Source organism: Actinoplanes sp. CA-030573, from assembly GCF_050951115.1.
Lineage (GTDB): Bacteria > Actinomycetota > Actinomycetes > Mycobacteriales > Micromonosporaceae > Actinoplanes.
In genome coordinates this window covers 6,034,170-6,050,972 of the sequence record NZ_CP192038.1, presented here as the reverse complement: position 1 = coordinate 6,050,972, position 16,803 = coordinate 6,034,170, and the positions used below count along the sequence as shown (strand labels likewise).

11 protein-coding genes are annotated in these 16,803 nt (G+C 73.0%); 7 read left to right on the top strand and 4 right to left on the bottom strand.

All coding sequences use genetic code 11. The features are described 5' to 3' along the window. Positions 1-1,470 (top strand): ATP-binding protein, encoded by a 1,470-nt coding sequence (locus ACQP2F_RS27980; protein ID WP_433292430.1) that lies wholly within the window; start codon positions 1-3, stop codon positions 1,468-1,470. On the opposite strand, the gene ACQP2F_RS27975 is transcribed toward ACQP2F_RS27980, so the two are convergent. Next, entirely contained in the window at positions 1,439-2,671 is a 1,233-nt protein-coding gene (locus ACQP2F_RS27975; RefSeq protein WP_433292428.1) for an MFS transporter, read from the bottom strand. The two genes, ACQP2F_RS27980 and ACQP2F_RS27975, sit on opposite strands and share 32 nt — an antisense overlap. An 85-nt stretch (positions 2,672-2,756) precedes the next feature. Between ACQP2F_RS27975 and ACQP2F_RS27970 the strand changes: the two genes are divergently transcribed. The 3 genes from ACQP2F_RS27970 to ACQP2F_RS27960 all read left to right on the top strand — a co-directional run bounded on the left by ACQP2F_RS27970 (position 2,757) and on the right by ACQP2F_RS27960 (position 7,889). Further along, positions 2,757-4,349 carry an acyl-CoA dehydrogenase family protein gene (locus tag ACQP2F_RS27970; RefSeq protein ID WP_433292426.1) on the top strand — a complete coding sequence of 531 codons (1,593 nt, stop codon included), beginning with the start codon at positions 2,757-2,759 and terminating at the stop codon, positions 4,347-4,349. A gap of 340 nt (positions 4,350-4,689) precedes the next feature. After that, positions 4,690-6,474, top strand: a complete 1,785-nt coding sequence (locus ACQP2F_RS27965) for a dynamin family protein (RefSeq protein ID WP_433292424.1) — start codon at positions 4,690-4,692, stop codon at positions 6,472-6,474. An 8-nt stretch (positions 6,475-6,482) separates the two neighbouring features. Further along, on the top strand, positions 6,483-7,889 hold the full coding sequence (locus tag ACQP2F_RS27960) for a dynamin family protein (protein WP_433292422.1): 1,407 nt from the start codon (positions 6,483-6,485) through the stop codon (positions 7,887-7,889). On the opposite strand, the gene ACQP2F_RS27955 is transcribed toward ACQP2F_RS27960, so the two are convergent. From ACQP2F_RS27955 to ACQP2F_RS27945, 3 genes are read right to left on the bottom strand one after another with little or no spacing between them, the layout of a single operon-like run. Beyond that, positions 7,886-10,603, bottom strand: a complete 2,718-nt coding sequence (locus ACQP2F_RS27955; RefSeq protein WP_433292420.1) for an Hsp70 family protein — start codon at positions 10,601-10,603, stop codon at positions 7,886-7,888. The two genes, ACQP2F_RS27960 and ACQP2F_RS27955, sit on opposite strands and share 4 nt — an antisense overlap. Before the next feature lie 9 nt (positions 10,604-10,612). Beyond that, the gene (locus tag ACQP2F_RS27950; protein ID WP_433292418.1) at positions 10,613-11,671 is read right to left on the bottom strand and encodes a COG1470 family protein; all 1,059 of its coding nucleotides are present in this window, start codon (positions 11,669-11,671) and stop codon (positions 10,613-10,615) included. 25 nt (positions 11,672-11,696) lie between these two features. Continuing rightward, positions 11,697-13,430 (bottom strand): transglycosylase SLT domain-containing protein, encoded by a 1,734-nt coding sequence (locus ACQP2F_RS27945; protein ID WP_433292416.1) that lies wholly within the window; start codon positions 13,428-13,430, stop codon positions 11,697-11,699. 185 nt (positions 13,431-13,615) lie between these two features. Between ACQP2F_RS27945 and ACQP2F_RS27940 the strand changes: the two genes are divergently transcribed. The 3 genes from ACQP2F_RS27940 to ACQP2F_RS27930 are packed head-to-tail and all read left to right on the top strand — an operon-like array spanning position 13,616 to position 16,740. Continuing rightward, positions 13,616-14,236: a LuxR C-terminal-related transcriptional regulator gene (locus ACQP2F_RS27940; RefSeq protein WP_433292414.1), complete on the top strand. Its 621-nt coding sequence runs from the start codon at positions 13,616-13,618 to the stop codon at positions 14,234-14,236. Positions 14,237-14,243: 7 nt separating this feature from the next. Further along, a complete protein-coding gene (locus ACQP2F_RS27935; RefSeq protein WP_433292412.1) occupies positions 14,244-16,175 on the top strand; it encodes an ATP-binding protein in 1,932 nt (643 codons plus the stop codon). After that, a complete protein-coding gene (locus ACQP2F_RS27930) occupies positions 16,156-16,740 on the top strand; it encodes a DUF4255 domain-containing protein (RefSeq protein WP_433292410.1) in 585 nt (194 codons plus the stop codon). The genes ACQP2F_RS27935 and ACQP2F_RS27930 overlap by 20 nt, the downstream gene beginning before the upstream one ends. Positions 16,741-16,803: the final 63 nt, after the last annotated feature.

Genomic DNA, 16,803 nt, shown 5'->3' with positions numbered 1-16,803 from the left:
ATGTCTGAGCCAAGCTTCGCGCGGCAGCGCGGTGAGACCTTCGAGTACGCGGGCGCGACCGTCGAGCTGGTCGAGCCCGCGACCCTGCTGGCCGCGGCCCGGGTCAACGCGGTCGATCTGCTGAAGCGGGCCATGTGGCCCGACCCGGTGCGGCGGGTCGACATGTCGGTGGCCGGCGGCGACCGGCGGTCGGGGCCGGTGCATGTGTTCTCGGCGGCGATCTCGACCGCCGACGAGCCGCTGTCCAAGGAGCGCATCCGCAAGCTGGTGCTGGGCAACGACCCGGTCGGGGTGCTGCTGGCGAAGCGGATCGAGCAGGGTGACCCGATCGCCACCCGGATCGTCGACGGGGTCGGGGCCGCGGCCGCCGCGGCGTACAAGAAGCTCGGTCTCGATCGCACCGCCCGGCCGGCGGCGAACCGCGAGCCCGCCACCCTCGCCGACGCCGTCGTGGGCCTGCAGGCCTCGGTGACCTACGACGAGACCGGGACCATCGTGCGGCTGCACGCCGAGGTGCCGCGCGACGACGTGACCCCGGCCCACCTGCAGGCGTTCGTGGGGCTCACCCTGCAGACGGTGCTCGAGCTGGCCGGTCCGGACTCGCTGCGCGGACGCCGCTACGTGGTGAGCCGCGAGACGATGCCGCGGACCCCGGCCACCACCCAGACCGTCACGCTCGACATGGTGGGCGGCCTCGCCGACGTGGTGGCCGAGCTGCGGCAGATCGCGGTGTCGTTCCGCCATCCGGAGGCGATGGCGCGGTGGGGTGCGCGGCGGCCGCAGGGCATCCTGATGTACGGCCCGCCCGGCACCGGCAAGACGATGCTCTCCCGGGCGCTGGCCAACGAGATCGGGGCGGACTTCCGGGAGATCCGCACCCCGGAGATCCTGGACAAGTGGCTGGGCGGCTCGGAGCGCAACATCAAGCAGATCTTCCGCGACGCCCGTCGCTACCGGGTGCCGACGCTGATGCTGTTCGACGAGTTCGACTCGATCGTCAGCTACGCCGGGGCCGGCGGCGACGCGGCCAGCCAGGCGCTCAACGCGGTGGCCGGCATCTTCAAGCAGGAGATGAACGACCTGATCGAGGAGAACCCGAACGTGATCGTGGTGGCGACCACGAACTTCCCGCACCGGGTCGACGAGTCGCTGATCCGTTCCGGACGGTTCGACGTGAAGATCAGCGTGCCGAAGCCGGACGAGAAGAGCCGGGCCGAGATCTTCCGCAAGATGATCCAGGGACTGGTCTCGGCGCACGAGCAGCCGGGCTTCACGATGTTCGCCGACGACATCGACCTGGCCGCCCTCGCGCACGCCAGCCACGGCATGACCGGGGCGGACATCAAGGAGGTGCTGCGCCGGGTGCAGCTGACCAAGGCGATGCAGGACGCGCGGACGGGCGGCATCGTCGAGCCGATCTCGCAGGAGGAGCTGCTTTCTAGCGTACGGGAACTGCTTGCCGCTCGTTGATCTTCGAAGCCGCGCCCCAGGGCAGCAGGGCGGCGCTCGCGAGCACGATGATCCCGCAGATGAGCAGGGCGAACCGGACGCTCGTGACCGCGGCCAGCGCACCGCCGAGCAGGATGCCGATCGGCTGGGCGGTGCGCGAGCTGATGCCCCAGCAGGTGATCACCCGGGAGAGGTAGGCATCGTCGGTCTCGGTCATCCGGTAGGTGGCGAAGGACGGGTTGAAGACGCCGCTGGCGAAGAGCGAGACGAACTCGACGGCGATGACGACGACGATGCCGAGCGGTCCGGCCGGGGTCGCGGCCAGGAAGCACTGGAACGCCGCGCGCAGCACGCCGCTGGCGAGCAGGACCTTGCGGTCGCCGAAGCGGTTGGTGAGCGGCTTCAACGCCAGTGCGCCGAGGACGCCGCCGAGGCAGGGCAGTCCCCAGGCCAGCCCGTACTGCCAAGCGGGAAGTTTCAGCTGCTGGAGCATGAGGACGGCCAGCAGCGGGGCGGTGGCCATCAGGGCGCTGCCGAAGACCTGCGAGTTGAGGAAGAGCGCGCGCAGTCCGCGATGCCCGGCGATGTACCGCCAGCCTGCCGATATCTCCGCCGGCTTGCCGGCGCCGGTAGGGGATCGCGGTGGTGGCGGCGGCTCGGGAGACCGGATGCGGCGCACGCCGATCGCGGAGAGGACGAAGCTGGTCGCGTCGGCGGCGAGGGTCCAGCCGATGCCGAGGGCGCTGGTCAGCGCGCCGCCGAGGGGTGGGCCCGCGGAGTAGGCCGTCCAGAAGGTCGCCTCGAAACGGGCGTTGGCGGCGGTGCGGTCCTCGGCGGCGACCAGGGCCTTGAGGTGCGCGCCCGACGCGGACTTGAAGACGATCACGCCGGCCGCCTGGACCACGGCCACGGCGCACAGCTGGGCGTAGGTCAGGAACCCGGCGGCGGCCGCGATCGGGATGCTGAACAGGGCCGCGGCCTGAGCGAGGTCGGCGCTCATCATGACCGGCCGTTTCCGGCGGAACTCGATCCACGGGCCGGCCGGCAGCGCGAGCACGGCCGCGACCAGGCCGCCGAGGGCCGCCAGCAGCGACACCTGGAACTCGGGCACGTGCAGCACGAGGACCGCGACCAGGGGAAGGGCTCCGAAGCTCAGGCCGGTGCCGGTCTCGCTGATCGCGTACGCGGCCCACAGCCGCCGGAAGTCGGAGCCGAGAGCCACCGGGGCACCCTAGCGCCTCACGGCTCCGCCGCCGCGGAAGCCGGACCCGTGGCCCGGCAAGCTACCGGCGAGTAGATTGCGGGATGTGACGCACGAGGTCTTCAACCAGCCGCCGCCGCTGGTCGACTACGACGTGTCCGCCGACGCCGCGCTGCTGGCGGGGGTGGCGCGGGAGGGCGCGTCCTGGGCCGTCGGCGACCTGCACCGGCTGGGGAAGCTGGCCGGTACGGCCGAGCCGCAGCGGTGGGGCGACGAGGCCAACCGCTACGAGCCACGCCTGCTGACGCACGACCAGTACGGGCATCGGATCGACGAGGTCGAGTTCCATCCGTCCTGGCACAAGCTGATGGGCGTCGCGGTGGGCGAGGGCCTGGCCGGGGCGGCGTGGGCCGACGGACGGCCGGGTGCGCACGTCGCGCGGGCCGCCGGTCTGTTCGTGTGGTCGCAGGTGGAGGCGGGGCATTCCTGTCCGATCTCGATGACGTATGCGGTCGTTCCCGCCCTGCGCAACAATCCGGATCTGTCGGGCATGTTCGAGCCGCTGCTCACCAGCCGCTCCTACGATCCCGGGCTGCGCACGCCGGCCACGAAGAACGGCCTGCTCGCGGGCATGGGCATGACCGAGAAGCAGGGCGGTTCCGACGTACGCGCGAACACGACCACGGCCACACCGCAGGCCGACGGGACGTGGCGCCTGCGCGGTCACAAGTGGTTCACCAGCGCGCCGATGTGCGATCTGTTCCTCGTACTGGCGCAAAGCTCTTCGGGTTTGTCGTGCTTCCTGGTGCCGAGGGTGCTGCCCGACGGCACCCGCAACGTCTTCCGGATCCAGCGCCTCAAGGACAAGCTCGGCAACCGCAGCAACGCCAGCAGCGAGCCCGAGTTCGACGGCACCACGGCCTGGCTGGTCGGCGAGGAGGGACGCGGCGTCCGCACGATCATCGAGATGGTCGCGATGACCCGGCTCGACTGCGTCACCGGCTCCGCGTCCGGCATGCGCGCCGCGCTCAACCAGGCCATCCACCACACCAGGCACCGTTCCGCCTTCGGCCGGCTGCTCGTCGATCAGCCCGCCATGCGCAACGTCCTGGCCGACCTGGCGCTGGAGTCCGAGGCCGCCACCGTGCTGGCGATGCGCCTGGCCGGCGCCGTCGACCGCAACGAGCAGGCGTTCAAGCGGCTGGCCATCGCGGTCGGCAAGTACTGGGTCTGCAAGCGCCAGCCGGCCGTGGTCGGCGAGGCGCTCGAGTGCCTCGGCGGCAACGGCTACGTCGAGGATTCGGGGCTGCCGCGCCTGTACCGGGACGCCCCGCTCAACTCGATCTGGGAGGGCTCGGGCAACGTGCAGGCGCTCGACGTGCTGCGCACGCTGGGCCGCGACCCCGAGAGCCTGGACGCGCTGCTGGCCGAGGCCACGGCGGCGGCCGGGGCGGATCGGCGCCTGGACGCGGCGGTCGCGGCGCTGAAGCGGGCGGTGACCTCGGAGGACCAGGCCCGGCGGGTGGTCGAGCGGATGGCCCTGGTACTGCAGGGCGCATTGCTCGTGCGGCACGCGCCGGCGGAGGTGGCCGACGCGTTCTGCGCGAGCCGCCTGGGCGGCGACTGGGGTCACGCGTTCGGCACGCTCCCGGCCGGCGCCGACCTGGCCGCGATCGTGGATCGGGCCGCACCGGCGTAAGCGCGTCTTCCCGGCGCGGTCGCCGCCGGGCTCCGCACGCACCTCGCGGGGTGCCGTGCCGCGAGGTACGTGCGGAGGGTCTGTGGTGGCGGCATCAGGATCGTAGTGGTCCCGAGGGTCGCCGCCTACCGGCCGAACGGAGATAACGTCGCACATCGATGAGCCTTGGTGGCCGCGACCGGGTGTCGGAAATCCGTCCGGCGGGCGAGCCATCCGGAACGGGGATTGAACCGAATCCGCCATGCGCCCAAGCTGATCGTTCGCGGCCGTGCCAAGCGGTGGTGTCCGGCGTGGAGAATGGGCCGGTGAGACGGGAAGGGGGCGGAGCACGGTGGCAGCGGTGACCTCCACGGCCTCGCGGGCCGGGCGACCGGGCGGCGACGTGGCCGCCGGGCTGGCCGACGCCCGCGCCCTGGCCGAGGCCGCCCGCCGCGCCGATCTGGTCGCCCGGCTCGACCGAGCCGCCGAGCGCCTGCGGTCCGAAGAGGCCACCGTCGCCGTCGTCGGCGAGTTCAAGCAGGGCAAGAGCACCCTGGTCAACGCCCTGTTGCGGACCGACATCTGCCCGGTCGACGCCGACATCGTCACCGCGGTGCCGACCATGCTGCGGTTCGGCCGCCCACCCACCGCGCTCCTGCAGATGCAGGGCGAGGACGGCACGATCGAGCCGGTGCCCATCGACTTCGAGGACCTGCGGCGGCACATCACCGAGGGCGGCGGCGCCGGCGACCCGCAGACGCGCGGGGTCGAGGTGCGGCTCGACCGGCGGCTGCTCGGGGCCGGACTGTCGATCATCGACACGCCGGGGGTGGGCGGGCTCGACTCGGCGCAGGGCAACCTGACGCTGGGCGCGCTCTCGCTGGCCGGCGCCGCCCTGTTCGTGACCGACGCCGCGCAGGAGCTCACCGCGCCCGAGGTCGACTTCCTGCGGCGGGCGCTCGAGCGCTGCCCGCGGGCGTTCTGCGTGCTGACCAAGACCGACCTGTACGGCGAGTGGCGCCGGATCGCCGAGATCAACCAGGGGCACCTGGAACGGGCCGGCCTGGACGTCCCGATCGTCGCCGTCTCGTCGTTCCTGCGCATGCGCGCCCAGGCCCGCGACTCGACCCAGCTCAACGAGGAGTCCGGCTTCCCGCGCCTGGTCGACCTGCTGCGCCGGGACGTGCTCGGCGCGGCCGCCGCCACCCGGGTCGAGGCCGCCCGGGCCGAGCTCGCCTTCGTGGTGTCCCAGCTGCGGGAGCGGGTCGAGGCCGAGCAGATCGTGGCCGATACGCCGGCCAAGAGCCCCGAGGTCGCGCGCCGGTACGCGGAGAAGACGCGGCGCAGCGCCTGGCTGGCCGGCGGCTCCTGGCAGACCGTGCTCGGCGACGGCATCCAGGACCTCAGCTCCGACATCGAGCACGACCTGCGCGAGCGGCTGCGCCTGATGGTCCGCCGCGGCGAGGACCTGATCGACGAGTCCGATCCGAAGGAGACGTGGCGCGACTTCCAGGCGTGGGCCGCGCGCGAGGCGGCCGCGGCCGCGGTCGAGAACCTGATGCTCCTGGTCACCCGCACCGAGCAGCTCGCGCACGACGTCGCCGAGCGGTTCGGCCTGGAGTACGACAGCCTCGACGTCGATCTGCCGGCCCCCGAGCTCGCCCTGCGCAAGGTCGACGAGCTGGACGTGAGCTTCCAGAAGTCGGGCGTGCAGCAGTTCCTGGGCGCGTTCACGGCCGCCCGCGTCACGTACGGCGGCATCGCGATGGTCGGCGCCGTCGGCGCCTTCTTCAGCCTCGCGGTCGCGCCGCTCGGCCTGCTGGCCGGCATGACCCTGGGCCGCCGGATGATCAAGAGTGAACGGGAGCGCCAGGTGCAGCAGCGCCGGCTTCAGGCCAAGAGCGAGTTGCGGCGGTACGTCGATGACGTCGGATTCCACGTCGGGCGGGACTGCCGGGAGGCGGTTCGCCGGACACAGCGGTTCCTGCGCGACGAGTTCGCGACCCGCGCCCAGGCTCTCGAACGGTCGGCCGCCGCCACCGCCGCGGCCGTGCGGGAGGTCGCCGAGCTTCCCCCCGAGCAGCGGGAACGGCGGGCCGGCCAGCTCGCCGAACAGCGCCGCCGCCTGGACCGGCTGGCGGCGTGAGCGTGGCCATGAGCATCCTCGATCAGGTGCGGACGCTGCTCGACCGGGCCATCGCCGAGACCCGCGACCCGCGGCTGTACGAGGCCCGGCAGCGGGTCGACGAGCCGCTGCGGGTGGCCATCGCCGGCAAGGTGAAGGCCGGCAAGTCCACCCTGCTCAACGCCCTGGTCGGCGAGGAGCTGGCGGCCACCGACGCGGGCGAGTGCACCCGGATCGTCACCTGGTACGCCGACGGCCGCACCTATTCGGTCACCGCCTTCCTCACCGACGGCACGTCGGAGCCGCGGCCGTTCACCCGCCGGGACGGCGCCGTGCAGATCAACCTGGGCCGCCCGGCCGAGCAGGTCGACCACCTGGAGGTACGGGTGCCGAGCAGCCGCCTGCGCCGGCACACGTTGATCGACACTCCCGGGATCGCCTCGCTCTCGACCGACGTGTCGCTGCGGACCATGGCGTTCCTCGAGGCCGAGGGGGAACGGGCCGCCCAGACCGACGCCGTCATCTACCTGCTGCGCCACATGCACGGCAGCGACGTACGGTTCCTCGAGTCGTTCCACGGCGACGGGCTGTCCAGCGGCACCCCGGTCAACGCGGTCGGCGTCCTGTCGCGGGCGGACGAGATCGGCGGGTGCCGGCTCGACGCGATGAGCTCGGCGGCCCGGGTCGCCGCCCGCTACGCCACCGACGAGCGGCTGCGCCGGCTCTGCCCGGTGGTGGTGCCGGTGGCCGGGCTGCTCGGCGCGGCCGGGGCGACCCTGCGCGAGGAGGAGTACCGGGTGCTGGCCGCCGTCGCGGCCGAGCCGATGGACGACGTGGTCGAGCTGCTGCTGACCGCCGACCGGTTCGCGGCCTCGAGCGAGGCCCGGGCCCGGGTGCTGGACCGGCTCGGCCTGTTCGGCGTGCGGCTGTCGGTGCGGCTGATCCGCGAGGGCAGGGTCGCCGACTCGGGCGGGCTGGCCCGCGAGCTCACCGAGCACAGCGGCATCGACCGGCTGCGCGAGGTCTTCGCGGCCCAGTTCGTGGAGCGCAGTGAGGTGCTCAAGGCGCGGTCGGCGCTGGCCGTGCTCGACGAGTGCCTGCCGCCGGGGTCGGTGCTGGCCGGCGAGGCCGAGCGGATCCGGGCCAGCGCGCACGAGTTCGTCGAGCTGCGGTTGCTGCACCAGATCCGGTCGGGCCGGCTGCCCGGCAGCGACGACCAACTGGCCGAGATGGACCGGTTGCTCGGCGGGGCGGGCGGGGCCGCGTACACCCGGATGAACTTGCCCTCCGATGCCGCGCCGGAACGGATCGCGGCGGCGGCGCGCGAGACGCTGACCCGATGGCAGGGGATCGCCGAGCATCCGTTCTCGCCGCGCGAGCTCAAGATGGCCGCCCGCGCGGTGGCCCGCAGCTGCGAGGCGGTCCTGGCCGGTTAATACCAGCAGGGATCGGCCTCGCGGGCGCCGTTCTTGGTGAGCACCTGCTCGCCGGTGCCGTCCGGGTGCGCCACGACGATGGTGGGATGGGCGAACTCGCCGCGGGTGAAGGCGATCCACTTCCCGTCCGGCGACCAGGTCGGGTCGATCTCGCGGGCCGGGTTCGAGGTGACCTGGTGCGCGTTCGAGCCGTCCACGTTCATCATCCAGATGTCCGACGTCTCGGGGCTGGTCTCACGGATGAAGACGATCTGCTTGCCGTCGGGGGAGTAGGAGGGGTCGTTCGCCGGCCCGAGGTCGGTCCCGGTGATCTGGTGGCCCGGCTCCTTGAGGTCGGCCAGGTCGAGCTCGTAGATCTCCTTGGTGCCCTCGTGCCACACCCAGTAGAGGATCTTGCTGCCGTCCGGGGACCACATCGGGTCCTCCTTGACGCCCGGACCATGGGTGAGCCGCTTGACGTTCTTCGTGGCCAGGTCGACCACCATGAGCTGAGGCGTGACGCCGAGGACGCGGGTGAACGCGATCTTCTTGTCGTCGGCGGACCAGGCCGGCCGGCCGCCGCCGTCGGAGACCACGAGGTGGCGGTTGGAGCCGTCCTTGTCCATCACGTAGATCGAGCTCTTGCCGTCCTCGGTGATGTGCGTCAGCGCGATCTGCTCGCGGCTGTGCGACCACTTCGGCAGAAGGTCGCCGACCTGGGTGTTCGCCAGCAGCGTGCGGGCGTCGCTGCCGGGCTTGAACGAATAGATCCGCGGGTAGCGCAGCGGCCCCTTGTCGGCCGGCCCGGTGTCGACCCGGACCAGCATGGTGTCGGTCGGAAACGCGGCCGCCGGGTTGGCCGCGGCGGTGGAGGCCGGCGCCTTGGTCGGCGGCGTGGCTGCCGTCGTGTTGTTCTTCTTGTCGAGCAGCACGAGGGCGGCGGTGGTCCCGCCGGCGAGCAGCGCGACGGCGAGCGCGGCAAAGGCGACGATCCGGCCGACGTTGCGCTTCTCCCCGGCCGGCGTCGGCAGGGGCGGCGGAGGCCAGGGGATGTTTCCCGGTACGCCCGAAGCACCACCCGCCGGAGCCGGAGCCGGCGTGGTCCCGGGGATGGATGCGGCCCCGCGCGAGAACGAGACCGGCCCGGCGCCGCCGTATGCGGGTGCGCCGCTGGCCGGTGCGGTGTTGCCGTAACCGACGGTGCCGTAAGTGGGCGCGCCGCTCGCCGGAGCGCTGCTGATCGGGGCCGTGCCGCTCGTGGGTGCGATGTTTCCGTAGGCCCGATCGCCATAGGTCGGCGTCGGCGAGTAGGTGCCGGGCGCGTCGCCGTTGAACGCGGGTCCGCCAGCTGTGCGGCCCGCTGCCGCTTCGGCCGACCCGGCAGCGCCCATGCCCGCGGTGGGTCCCTCCGAGGCCCATGCCGCCGCGCCCGCCGCGCCCGCCGCCCCCGCCGCGCCCGCCGCGCCCGCCGCGCCCGCCGCGCCCGCCGCGCCCATCCCCGGGCCGCCCGTGCCCGGTGCGCTCAAGCCCGCGGCAGCCGCCGCGCCGGGGCGCTGCGGGGACGAAACCGGCGAATAGCCACCGGTCGGCGGGGCGTCGACCAGGGTGCGGTCGGGCTGATGCGTCTCACCCCGGGGTGGGGGGACGGCGCCGGAGAACGGGGACGCGCCGCCCAGGGTGGCGGCGGTCGAGACGGCGGCGCCCATGGCGATGCTGTGTTCCGGGTGCGGGTCGGCGATCACCGGGCGCTGGAACTCGGTCGACAGCAGCTCGGTCACCAGCGGGATCCGCGACGAGCCGCCGGCCAGCAGGATCGCGCTCAGCTGGTCCGGCACCACGCCGGCGCCGCGCAGGGCGCGCTGGGTCGCGGTGATCGTCTCCTCGAGGGAGGGAGTGATCATCGCCTCCAGCTCGGAGCGGTTCAGGCGCACGCGGGTGTGCAGGCCGGGCAGCGCCACCGGGATCATCGTCTCGGTGTCGAAGGACAGCGCCTCCTTGGCGTCCACGCAGTCGCGGCGCAGGCGGGACAGGGCGGCGACGGCCTCGGGGTCGGCCGGGTCGATGCCCTCGGCCATGCTGCCCAGCACGCCCAGCACGTGCCCGAAGACGGCCTCGTCGAAGTCGATGCCGCCCAGTGCCTCGACGCCCTCGGGCTCGCCGAGCAGCACGAAGCCCTCGCCCTCGCGGCGCAGCACCGCCACGTCGAACGTGCCGCCGCCCAGGTCGTAGACGGCCACCGTCTCACCGTTCGCGATCCGGCGGGCGGTCGCGTGCTGCAGGGCGGCGGCCTCGGGCTCGGTGCGCAGCGTGACCGCGCCGGCGTCGGCCAGCCGGATCGCCTGCTCCAGCTGCTCCTTCTTGTACGGTCCCCAGTTCGCCGGGTGGGTGACGGTGACGGCGGCGGGCGGGCCCTCCTGGTTCGTGGTGACCGTGTCGAGCACGTGCCGCAGCAGCTTGGCGGTCAGCGCGTGGGCCGAGAACGGCGAGCCGCCGACCAGGATCGGCACCGGGTCGCCCATGCGGCGCTTGAACTCGCGGGCCAGCCGGTTCGGCTCGGCCTGGCCGCGGCGCTCGGCCGCCTCGCCGATCAGCAGGCCGCCGTCGGGCTTGACGAAGACCAGCGACGGGATCTCGGCCCGGCGGCTGCCGAGGCGCACGACCTCGACCCGCCCGTCCACGCGAATCGCGGCCGCGGTCTGGGTGGTGCCGAGATCGACACCCAAGCCGTACTGCATCCATCACTCCTATGAGGTGACCCGGCACTTCGGCGCCACCGTCCGCCAATGCGCACAGTAGGCCTCGGCCTGCTCCGGACCGGCGAAGCCGTCCTGCAACAGCACGTAGAAGCCGCCGTTCTCGTCCGAGAGCACGTCGGAGGCGAGGCTGTCCACCAGCCGCACCGGCATGCCCTGCGCGGCGAGCTTCGCCTTCTCGTTCTCGGCGGCGGCCTTGCCCCCGTCGGCGCCCCGGTGGGGAAAGACATCGATCAGCGCGTACGGCCGGCCGACCGTCGCCGGGGTCACCGCGGCCGCCGTGGCGCCGTCCGCCTTGCCGCGCAACGAGAACAGCTTGTGCCGGCCGCCCCCGTTCAGCACGATCGCCGTGGTCGCGCCCAGCGCCAGCAGAACCACGATCGCCCCGGCCACCAGCGTCGGCACCAGCGGCTTGCGGGTGCCGTGCGCGACCTCGGTGAGGTAGGGCTCGCGGTCGGCGTCGTACGCGTCGGTGGCCTTGACGACCAGCGCGAAGGGCTTGGCCGAGCCGGTGAACGGCCGCGACGGCCGGGCCTTGACCGCGACGATCGACGTCATCCCCGGCTCGAGCAGCACCGCGTCCGGCTCCACGGCCACCGATCCGGACGGCGGGTCGAGCTGGGCGACGATCCGCAACGGCGCCGCATTGCCGGTGTCGTTCGACAGCATCAGGTCGTACGCGTGCCTGGTCCCGGATTTTTCATGAAGCTGACCGGTGACCGGGTTGGGCAGCGCCACCTTGAGCAACGCGGTCGCGAAACCGGCCGGCTCGCCGGTCGCCGCCTCCTCGGCGTGCACCGTGAACGGGACGAGCGAGGAGCTGGGCGGCTGCTCGGGCGGGGTGCGCAGGACGACCGCGACCTCGGTGCTCTCGCCCGGGCCGAGTGTGATCGCCGACGGCTCGACCGTGGCCCACGCGGCGGCCCGCCCGCGCGCCATGAAGATCCGCAGATCGAGCGGCTGCGCGTACGGGTTGCGCAGCCGCACCGGCACGCGGGCCGGCACGCCGGGCGCGAGCGCCACCGGCTCGTCGGGCAGGGTCAGCTCCACGTCCACGATGGTCGCATCAACCCGATCACTGGTGATCGGTGACGTCGGTAAGCTGACCGCCCGCCAGCGGGTCGGCGGGGTCGAGGCCGGGCTGCTGGCCCAGGACGCCCGGCTGGCCGTAGATGCCGGGGACCGAGGCCTGCCCGAACGCGGCCTGCTGACCGAACGGCGCCTGCTGTCCGAAAGCCGTCTGCTGTCCGAAAGCCGTCTGCTGGTCGAACGGCGCCTGCTGCCCGAACGGGGGCTGCTGGCCCAGCGGGCTCTGGGGCCCGAGCGGGTTCGCGGCGGCGCCCGGCTGGTGCAGCAGCGGGTTGTCGTTGGGGTCGAGCGGGTTCGAGCCCGAATGGTACTCCAGCGCGTCGCTGAACCCGTCGGCGTCGGAGTCGGCCAGTTGCGGGTTGAGGCCCAGCACCTGCTCGAGGTTGTCGTCGAGCCCGTCACGATCGGAGTCGGTCTGCGCCAGCGGGGTGAGCGCGCCGTCCATGTGCCCGTCGGCGTCCGAGTCGGGCGAGCGCGGGTCGAGGCCCTGGGCGAGCTCGAAGGCGTCGTTGAGCCCGTCGCCGTCGGTGTCCGCCTTGCGGGCGTCCGTCCCGTACGAGACCAGCTCCTGCGCGTCGGTCAGGTTGTCGCCGTCGGTGTCGGCCCGCAGCGGGTCGAGGCCGAGCCGGCGCTCGAGCGCGTCGCTGAGCCCGTCGTGGTCGCTGTCCGGCCCGCCGAGGTTGGGCGGCGGCTGCGGCACGAACGGCTGCGGCGCGGTCTGGGGCATGAGCTGGGACAGCGGGGTCATCACCGGGTTGGCGATCGGCGTCGCCGTGCCGTCCGAGATGCCGGGGATCACGGCCGCGAAGTCGAACCGGTCGCCCGCGTTGGCCTCGCGCACGCCGGCCCGCGGGTTGGCCGCCTCGACCACCTTGCCGTTGCCGAGGCTGATCGCGACGTGGGCGCCCGGGGCGCGGCCGTCGCCCGGCCGGGGCTCGCGGTCGAAGTGGAACAGCAGCGCACCCGGCGTGTCCTTGGCCTTCGCCGGGTCGATCAGCATGCCTTTCTGCTTGAAGAACATGTATTGCGCGGTGGCGCCGTCGGGGATTTTCGCGCCGGCCTGGAACGCGGCCCACTGGGTGAATTCCGAGCAATCGAAAACCGCCGGATTGGGGTCACTCAGTTTGACCTCGGCTCCGAAGACATAGCGGTCACCTATTTGCGCTTTGGCAACTTTCAGGAATGTGTCGAGTGCGGCGTTGCCGCCGGGTGCGGCCGCGGCCGCCGGAGCCGACGGCATCGAGGCGAAGGCCATCGGCGTGCCGGCGACGTCGTGCACCGCCACCCCGGCCGGGTCGTCGCCGGCCGAGGCCGCGACGTGATCGCCGTACCCCCTCGTGCCGGTCCACATGCCACGGCCGGGCCCGTCGCCGTACGCCACCGCGGCCGCCTCGGCGTCCTCTTTGAACCGGACGTATCGCGAGCTGAGGCCGCCGTGCGTGGTCGTCCAGGGTGAAACGTCGTTGCCGCCGTGCGAGACCTCGAACGCCGCCCGTGCATTGTCGACCGGGTCGTAGAGGTTGTACTTGGTCAGGAAGTTCGGGTGCGCCTTGGCGTTGATCTGCCACAGCCCGCGGCTGTCCTCGCCGTGCGGGTTGTGCGCCTTGCTGTTGCCCCCCGACTCGGCCAGCGCGATGGCGGTCATGGTGGCCGACTCGTCCGGCGAGAAGCCTGCCCGGCGGGCGAAGCCGTAGATCTGTTCGGCGGAGTACCTCGGCATGTCACGAGGGTAGACACCGTATTCCACTCTGTATACGGGCCGATCGGGTTGCACGAAAGGGCAGCGAAAGGGGCAACAGAGTTGGATCAACGACAGAGCCGATCGAGCTATTGTTTTGATCGACATTCGAGGGCCATCATGTCTTGGCAGTCGCCCGCTCCCCGGGCGCTGACCAGGGGGAACGCATGATCTCGACCCGGCCGCCGACCGTATGGATCGACGACAGCCACGCCATTGTCCGGCGGGGCATGGCGGCCTGCCTGCAGCAGGCGGAGTTCGTCGTCCGCGGCGAGAGCTCGGCGCTGTCCCCCGAGCCGGCGATCGCCGATCTCGACGTGCTCGTCTTCGAGTACGCGGGACCCACCCTGCGCCGGGCCGTGCGCCTGGCCGACGGCCGCGGCATCCGCCTGGTCGCCACCGTCCGCGACCCCACCGAGCAGGCCGTCCGCGAGATGGTCGACGCCGGGGTCAGCGCGATCCTGCCGCACCGCACGCTCACCGCCGACACGCTGGTCACCAGCCTGCGCTCGGTGGTGGCCGGCAATGTCGCGCTCCCCGCCGACATGCTGTCCCGCCTGCTGCTGCACGTCACCCAGACCTCGCACCTCGGCCCGGCCGGGCTGAACACGCGGGAGCGCTCGGTGCTGCGGCTGCTGGCCGACGGCATGGACACCCGCGGCATCGCGGAGGACCTGTGCTTCTCCGAGCGCACCGTGAAGAACGTCGTCCACGACGTGCTGACCAAGCTGAACTGCCGCACCCGGGCGCAGGCGGTCGCCGTCGCCACCCGGGAAGGCGTGATCTGAGCCGCTCGTGGCCGACCAGTGGATCGTCCTAGCCGACGCCTTGCTCCAGCGCGAGGCCCTGATCTGCCGCCTCGCCGAGGGGCGGCCGCCGCGCGACTTCGCCGGGCTCTACGTGGCCGACGAGGAGGTCGAGCGGCTGCTGGCGACGCTGCCCGGGCTCGACGGTCCCGGGCCCGAGCGGGTCACGGCGGTGCGTGCCGGTGCCGCCGCGCCGGTCGCCGCCGCGCGGGCCGGCTTCGCCGGGGAGGGCCGGTTCTACGACGTGGTGGCGGCGGCCGGGCTGGACCGTGACGAGGCCGAGGTGCTGGCCCTGCTGCTGGCCGTCGAGATGTCGCCGGCCCGGCAGCGGCTGGTGGCGTACATCCAGGACTCGGTGCAGCTGCCGCGGCTGACGCTGGCCACGCTGGGCCGCATCTTCACCGAGAAGGAGCACGTGGGGGTGCGGGCGCTCGCGCCGGGCGGCGGCCTGATCCGGGCGGCGCTGGCCCGGGTGACCGGCGACGGCCCGTGGGCGACGCTGGTGGCCGAGCCGGCCGCCCGCCTGATCTGGCACCTGGCCGGCGACGACTCGCCCGACCCGGCGCTTCCGCCCGGCACCGCGCGAAGAGACGCGAAAAAGGGCGCGGCCGGCGGCGGCCTCGGTGGGCGGGTCACGCTCGTGCATGGCGGAGACCGCGAGAGCCGGCTCCACGCCCTCGCCGCCGGGCGGATGCTCATCGCGCCACCGCCGGAGTCGGACGCCGGGTGGCAGGCGCTGATCCGGGAGGCGACGCTCACCGGGCGGACCATCGTGCTCGAGCTGGAGAGCGCGCTCACCGCGACCGGGCGGGACGTCATCGAGCGGGCCACGCACGTCGGCTGGGTGCTGAGCTCGGCGGGGGAGCAGCCGCTGGAATCCGTCCCCGACCGGCCCTGGCGGGAGATCGCCGTGCACGACGGGGCGGCCGGGCCCGACGACTGGCACGCCCTGCTCGGGCGGGCGCCGGACCCGGCGTACCGGCTCAGTCGCGAGCAGCTCCGCCTCGTGGCCGCCGCCGCCGGCGCCGACGGTGGGATGATCTCGCCCGCCGTGCGCCGGCTCGCCGGCGGGCACCTCGACGGGGTGGCCGTGCGGATCCGCCCGCGCCGCACCTGGGAAGACCTCATTCTCCCGCCGGAGGAGGCGGTTCAGCTGCGCGAGCTGTCCGAGCGGCACCGCTGGCGCGACACCGTCTACGGGCAGTGGCACTTCCGCGCGGCGCCGAGCACCGGCGTCGTGGCGCTGTTCGCCGGGCCGTCCGGCACCGGCAAGACCCTGGCCGCCGAGGTGGTCGCCGGCGAGCTGGGGCTCGACCTGTACAAGGTGGACCTGTCGGCGGTGGTCAGCAAGTACATCGGCGAGACCGAGAAGAACCTCGAGCGGATCTTCGGCGCGGCGGCGGCCGGTGACCTCGTGCTGTTCTTCGACGAGGCGGACGCCCTCTTCGGCAAGCGGTCCGAGGTCAGCGACGCGCACGATCGCTACGCCAACATCGAGGTCGCCTATCTGCTGCAACGGCTCGAGACGTACGACGGCCTGGTCGTTCTCGCCACCAACCTGCAGCGGAACATCGACCCCGCGTTCCTGCGCCGCATCTCGGTGGCCATCGACTTCGTGCCGCCGGAGGAGCCCGAGCGCCGGCAGATCTGGGCCCGCGCGTTCCCGCCGACCGCGCCCGTCGCCGATCTGGACGTCGAGTTCCTCGCCCGCCAGTTCAAGATCACCGGCGGCGTGATCAGCAACGCCGCCCTCGGCGCGGCGTTCCTGGCCGCGGCCGAGGACAGCCCGATCACCATGCGGCACGCCGTGCTTTCGGTGAAGCGCGAGTTCCAGAAGCTGGGCCGGCTGCGCACCGAGACCGAGTTCGACCGCTACTTCGACCTAGTGAACAGGGACCCGGATGCTGCACCTGCTGGATGAGACCCTCGAGGCCTTCCTGCGCGACGTGGTGCCGTTGCCGGCCCGCGACGTCGACGTGGCGTTCGAGGCGCCCGACGGGGAGTGGTCGGCCGCGCTGTCCTCGCGCCCGACGGTCGACCTCTACCTCTGGGACGTCCGGCCCAACCTGGCCGAGCGCGACTACGGCGAGGTGATCGTGGAGGAGGAGGACGGGCGCCGCTTCCGGCGCGACCCGCTGCCCCGGGTCGACTGCCGCTACCTGGTGACGGCGTGGACCAGCGAGGTGCGGGACGAGCACTCCCTGCTCGGCGACGTGCTGAACGCCCTGCTGCTCAACCCGGTGATCAGGGCCGACCATCTGCGGGGTGCGTTCTCGGCCGTACGCCCGCTGCCGTCCCTGCGTCTGCGCAGCGGCGACGGGAGCGAGAACTCCGACTTCTGGTCGGCGCTCGGCGGGCAGCTCAAGCCCGGGCTCGACCTGGTCGTGACGATCACCGTCGACGCGGCGCTGCGTGCGGCCGCCGGGCCGCCCACCGAGAAGGTCGAGGTGCGCACCGCCTCCGTCGGCGACGCTCAGCGGTCCTGACCGGTACCCCGATCGATGGTCCGGCGTGGTTCGGTTGCGGCCGTTCGCGAGAGGGACGACAAT

Coding starts and splice junctions, on each gene's coding strand:
- ACQP2F_RS27945 (WP_433292416.1), bottom strand. CDS start 13,430: ATGCCGAGGTACTCCGCCGAACAGATCTACGGCTTCGCCCGCCGGGCA.
- ACQP2F_RS27980 (WP_433292430.1), top strand. CDS start 1: ATGTCTGAGCCAAGCTTCGCGCGGCAGCGCGGTGAGACCTTCGAGTAC.
- ACQP2F_RS27930 (WP_433292410.1), top strand. CDS start 16,156: ATGCTGCACCTGCTGGATGAGACCCTCGAGGCCTTCCTGCGCGACGTG.
- ACQP2F_RS27955 (WP_433292420.1), bottom strand. CDS start 10,603: ATGCAGTACGGCTTGGGTGTCGATCTCGGCACCACCCAGACCGCGGCC.
- ACQP2F_RS27940 (WP_433292414.1), top strand. CDS start 13,616: ATGATCTCGACCCGGCCGCCGACCGTATGGATCGACGACAGCCACGCC.
- ACQP2F_RS27960 (WP_433292422.1), top strand. CDS start 6,483: ATGAGCATCCTCGATCAGGTGCGGACGCTGCTCGACCGGGCCATCGCC.